8 protein-coding genes are annotated in these 4,713 nt (G+C 63.7%); 7 read left to right on the forward strand and 1 reads right to left on the reverse strand.

Annotation, left to right across the window (positions count from 1 at the left end):
* A partial coding sequence (locus tag PGX04_RS16580) for a tRNA(Met) cytidine acetyltransferase TmcA domain-containing protein (protein WP_273739525.1) occupies positions 1-976 on the reverse strand: 976 nt, incomplete at its 3' end.
* 315 nt (positions 977-1,291) lie between these two features.
* On the opposite strand from PGX04_RS16580, the gene rpl7ae reads away from it, so the two are divergent.
* The 7 genes from rpl7ae to PGX04_RS16615 all read left to right on the forward strand — a co-directional run.
* Positions 1,292-1,654 (forward strand): 50S ribosomal protein L7Ae, encoded by a 363-nt coding sequence (rpl7ae, locus tag PGX04_RS16585; protein ID WP_273739526.1) that lies wholly within the window; start codon positions 1,292-1,294, stop codon positions 1,652-1,654.
* A gap of 11 nt (positions 1,655-1,665) precedes the next feature.
* The gene (locus PGX04_RS16590) at positions 1,666-1,890 is read left to right on the forward strand and encodes a 30S ribosomal protein S28e (RefSeq protein WP_006064297.1); all 225 of its coding nucleotides are present in this window, start codon (positions 1,666-1,668) and stop codon (positions 1,888-1,890) included.
* Complete coding sequence (locus PGX04_RS16595; RefSeq protein WP_273739527.1) at positions 1,890-2,327, forward strand: 50S ribosomal protein L24e; 438 nt, start codon at positions 1,890-1,892, stop codon at positions 2,325-2,327. The genes PGX04_RS16590 and PGX04_RS16595 overlap by 1 nt, the downstream gene beginning before the upstream one ends.
* The gene (gene ndk / locus PGX04_RS16600) at positions 2,324-2,788 is read left to right on the forward strand and encodes a nucleoside-diphosphate kinase (RefSeq protein ID WP_273739528.1); all 465 of its coding nucleotides are present in this window, start codon (positions 2,324-2,326) and stop codon (positions 2,786-2,788) included. The genes PGX04_RS16595 and ndk overlap by 4 nt, the downstream gene beginning before the upstream one ends.
* A 263-nt stretch (positions 2,789-3,051) precedes the next feature.
* Positions 3,052-3,465: a DUF7344 domain-containing protein gene (locus tag PGX04_RS16605; RefSeq protein ID WP_273739529.1), complete on the forward strand. Its 414-nt coding sequence runs from the start codon at positions 3,052-3,054 to the stop codon at positions 3,463-3,465.
* Positions 3,466-3,681: 216 nt separating this feature from the next.
* Positions 3,682-4,284: a superoxide dismutase gene (sod, locus tag PGX04_RS16610; RefSeq protein WP_273739530.1), complete on the forward strand. Its 603-nt coding sequence runs from the start codon at positions 3,682-3,684 to the stop codon at positions 4,282-4,284.
* A gap of 190 nt (positions 4,285-4,474) precedes the next feature.
* A partial coding sequence (locus PGX04_RS16615; RefSeq protein WP_273739531.1) for a hypothetical protein occupies positions 4,475-4,713 on the forward strand: 239 nt, incomplete at its 3' end.

Consider the following 4,713-nt stretch of genomic DNA (forward strand, 5'->3'; position numbering starts at 1 on the left):
CGAGGGTGGCGACCGGGAGCGCGGCGGCCTCGTCGACGACGACGATATCGGCCGACTCGAGGGCTGTGATGGCCGCGCTCGGCTCGCGGAATTCGACCGAGCCACCGCCACCCGTCTCGATTCGGCGGGGCTCAACGGTCGCGGTATCACCCTCGAGCCGTTCGCAGAGTTCGCCCGCTCGCTCGAAGAGTTCCGACGTGTTACGCGCTGCGGGAGCGGTTACCAGAACGTTCTCGCCGCGGATGGCGAACGCTCCCGCAGCCAGGCCCGCCGCACTGGACTTGCCGCGGCCGCGATCGGCCTCGAGGACGACGGCCTGATCGGCCTCGAGGAGCGACTCGAACGCGGCGACTGCGTCGCCCTGATCCGCGGTGAGACAGGCCTCGTACACTGCGGCCGGAAACCGGTGGTCTGGGGGCGGAGACGGCGTCTTCGGTGGCAGCCGCGGGGGCGAGTCGGTCAGTCCGTCGGCCTCGAGCCGCTCACTCTCGAGGTCGACGATGGCGATCCCGCGGTGTTCCCGCAGCGTCTCGACGAGACGGCGTCTGAACCGACCGGTGACGTCGTCCAGTTCGAACGGCGGGACGGCGAGGGAGGCGTCGAACCCGTCGCGCCGATCCGGCCACGCCTCGAGCGGCGGGGCGAGCAGGAGAAGGAGGCCCCCACCGTCGACCGCCCCGACGACTTTCCCGAGCGCGTTCGGCTGGAGTTCCTCGTGAGCGTCGATTGCGATTACGTCTCGCGTCGTCCCGAGGAGGTCGCCCGCGTTGACCTGCGGAATCTGTTCGCAGCGGAGTCGCTCGTCGGGACCGACGAGCGTCGTCTCAGTGATCCCGACGGGGAGCGTCTCGAGGATCGACTCGAGCGCGTCGTACCCCCGCTCGCGATCTCCCGCGAGCACCAGCATCCGTCGCTCGTTCGCTCGCGTCGCCTCCTCGGCGAGCGACTCGGCGAGTCCGACGAGATCGACGTTCATGCGTTCGGATTGGTGCCTCGAGAGTAATAGGCACCGACCCGTGACCGCCCGCCGTCTGGCTGTCAGTTTGAATATGTGTACGCGCGTTCGCGTCGGAGGATCCACGAGGTCGAACGGTCCGTGCGGTGGCGTCCCACAGCCTCACGTGTTTGAACACGCTTTTAAGGGGGGCAGCGCTATTCGGGTGTACACCCTACGCGGGGTTGATGATGCTCCTAGCTTCACAGGACTTCCGCCGGGATCCGCCCGGCACGGGTACCCAGTGCCCGGACGGCAGGGGAGCGCGAGCCCACGTGTAGGAGAGGTGAACAACCAATGTCAGTCTACGTAACCACCGACATCCCAGCCGACCTCGCCGACGACGCCCTCGAGGCGCTCGAGGTCGCACGAGACACCGGCCGAGTAAAGAAAGGAACGAACGAAACCACGAAGGCGATCGAGCGCGGCAACGCCGAGCTCGTCTACGTCGCCGAAGACGTCTCCCCCGAGGAAATCGTCATGCACCTGCCCGAACTCGCAGACGAGAAGGGTATTCCTGTCGTCTTCATCGAGACCCAGGACGATGTCGGCCACGCCGCCGGCCTCGAGGTCGGTTCGGCCGCCGCGGCGATCGTCGACGCCGGCGAAGCCGAGGAAGACGTCGAGGATATCGCTGATAAGGTCGAGGACCTCGACTGAGGTGATCAGAGATGAGTGCTGAAGAGGAAGAAAGCGGCTCTACGCCCGCCGAGGTCATCGAGATCGTCGGTAAGACCGGCATGCACGGCGAAGCCATGCAGGTCAAATGCCGAATCAAGGAGGGCGAGAACCAGGGACGCATCATCACCCGTAACTGTCTCGGACCGGTCCGCGAAGGGGACGTACTCCAGCTTCGCGAGACCGCCCGGGAGGCCGACTCCATCGGAGGACAATAATGGTCGAGAAACGAACCTGCGACTACACGGGCGAAGAGATCGAACCCGGCACGGGCATCATGTACGTCCAGACGGACGGCACCGTGCTCCACTTCGTCGACTCCAAGGCGGAGAAAAACTTCAAGCTCGGGCGCGAACCGCGCGACCTCGAGTGGACCGAAGAAGGTCGTCGCGGCAAGGGTCCTGCGCAGGCCGAGACGCCTGCCGACACGGAAGCCGACCAGACCGAGCAGGTCGAGGCCGGCGAAGACGAGGACCTCGAGACGGAAGCCGATGCCGTCGACGAAGAGGAGGGCACCGAGCCCGCAGGTGACGAGGAGATCGCCGAGGGAGAGTCCGTTGAGGGCGAAGCCGAGGCCGCCGCTGAGGGCGACCTCGACGACGTCGCCGGCGGCAAGGAAGAAAGCGACGAAGCCGAAACTGAGGCCGAACAGTGAGCGATCACGAGCGTACGTTCGTGATGGTCAAGCCCGACGCCTTCGCGCGTGGGCTCGTGGGAACCGTCGTCTCCCGACTCGAGGACCGCGGGCTCAAGCTCGTCGGTATCAAAGTCGAAACCATGCCCCGCGAACGGGCGGAAGAACACTACAGCGAACACGAGGACAAGCCGTTCTACGACGACCTCGTCGACTTCATCACCTCGGGACCGGTCGTCCCGATGGTCTGGGAGGGACAGGACGCGACCCGACAGGTCCGCCAGATGATCGGCGAGACCGACCCGCTCGAGGCTGCTCCCGGAACGATTCGGGGAGACTACGCGCTCGATCTCGGTCGGAACGTCGTTCACGCCGCAGACCACGAGGACGAGGGCGCGAACGAGCGCGAAATCGGGATCCACTTCGACGACGACGAGCTGATCGACTACGATCAGCACGACGCCGAGTGGCTCTACGAGTAACTGGCCTTGATCGGACGACGGATCTCGATCGAACCGCTTCACTGAGCCGAACGCATTCCGACCGATCGTCGATGGGCGTCGTTCGACGGCCGTCGAGACACGCCCCGTCAGGCGATCTGTCGCTATTATACATATTGTACCAGTCCGAGATAATGACGTATTTAACACACATATTTTTCTAGGGAGACGTAACATCTAATGTGTCGGCCGCAGTAGGGGCCCTTGGTGGTTTCGAATGGTAATACACGGTAGGTGGTTCGTGAATGCGTAAAACGGAGGGAGAGGCGACAGCGTTGGCGCCGGACGTGACACCATCGCTGGATCTCGTTTTCGATCTCCTCTCGGACAGTCGCCGGCGGTACGCACTCTACTACCTGAACGATCAGCCGAACGGCGTCGCGACGATCGAAAACCTCACGAAGAACGTCATCGCCCTCGAACGAACGGCTGACGTCGACGGGGAGACAGCGGCCAATACTCGATCCGGTCACGATCACGAGGGCGACTCCGCGGACCAACAAGCGAGCGTGCGAATGGAACTCCAGCACATCCACCTTCCGAAACTCGAGGACGCGGGGATCCTCGAACATGATACACGGAGCGAGACGGTTCGATACTGGAGCCAGCCGTCGGTCGAGGAGTGGCTCGAGCATGCGCAGCACAAGGAAACGGCGTAGTCGCGGGGATACCGAACCGGTCGGCGACCACGAACGGCAGCTGGGGGAGTGGGCAACCACCGATCGCTGAAAGCTTTAATACCCCATTCGTTGTGAATCGACTGAGGTGTCGGTAAATCGCATGACGGGGAGGCCGTCGATCGATGAGGTGTGATATCGTCCCACTCCTCAAAACTTAACAGGCGAGATACCGATACAGAACGTGAGGTGCATACTATGGCTGATCACGAACTTCCACCGCTTCCGTACGATTACGACGCACTCGAACCGGCACTGTCCGAACAGGTACTGACCTGGCATCACGACACCCACCATCAGGGTTACGTTAACGGCCTGAACTCCGCCGAGGAGACCCTCGCGGAAAACCGCGATGAGGGCGACTTCGGCTCCACGCCTGGAGCCCTCAAGAACGTCACCCACAACGGCTGTGGGCACTATCTCCACACGCTGTTCTGGGAGAACATGTCCCCGAACGGCGGCGGCGAGCCGGAGGGTGACCTCGCCGACCGCATCGAAGAGGACTTCGGCTCCTACGAGGGATGGAAGGGCGAGTTCGAGGCAGCTGCCGGCGCAGCCGGTGGCTGGGCACTGCTCGTGTACGACCCGGTCGCCAAGCAGCTTCGCAACATCGCGGTCGACAAGCACGACCAGGGCGCACTCTGGGGCTCCCATCCCGTCCTCGCGCTGGACGTCTGGGAACACTCCTACTACTACGACTACGGACCGGACCGCGGAGACTTCATCGACGCCTTCTTCGATGTCGTCAACTGGGAGAAGGCCGAAGAGGAGTACCAGACCTGCCTCGGTCACTTCGAGTAAGACAGTCGATTCGAAGACGAGCCAGTTAACACTGCCTTTTCTCGGCGATCGATGGCCGACAGCGGTCGCTCTCGTCTGAGTAGCGCGTGCGAGTCCCGCAGCGTGTCCGATTCGCGCGATCACCTGCCACCGCACATCCTGTGAGTGACTACCATCGTTTAACTGCGTGCGGGACAATCTCATATTCTACATGGTCGCCGAGGATAGCAGCATCGGTACGACGGTCGAGGATCGAGACCGAAAGCGGCAGGGACTGGCGCTCGAGACGGAACGAGAATCCAGCGATACGGCGCTGGCGGCCGACCTTCGGGCCGCCTGCGACGGCGACGTGCGATTCGACGAGTACGCCCGCGTCCTCTACGCGACGGACGGCAGCATCTACGGCGCACAGCCCGCGGGCGTCGTCTTCCCGCGGGACACTGCCGACGT

This window comes from Natrinema soli, from assembly GCF_028618695.1.

What these genes read in the sequence shown, in the direction of transcription:
- PGX04_RS16590 (WP_006064297.1), top strand. Translation starts at nt 1,666, where the DNA reads ATGAGTGCTGAAGAGGAAGAAAGCGGCTCTACGCCCGCCGAGGTCATC.
- rpl7ae (WP_273739526.1), top strand. Translation starts at nt 1,292, where the DNA reads ATGTCAGTCTACGTAACCACCGACATCCCAGCCGACCTCGCCGACGAC.
- PGX04_RS16605 (WP_273739529.1), top strand. Translation starts at nt 3,052, where the DNA reads ATGCGTAAAACGGAGGGAGAGGCGACAGCGTTGGCGCCGGACGTGACA.
- PGX04_RS16595 (WP_273739527.1), top strand. Translation starts at nt 1,890, where the DNA reads ATGGTCGAGAAACGAACCTGCGACTACACGGGCGAAGAGATCGAACCC.
- sod (WP_273739530.1), top strand. Translation starts at nt 3,682, where the DNA reads ATGGCTGATCACGAACTTCCACCGCTTCCGTACGATTACGACGCACTC.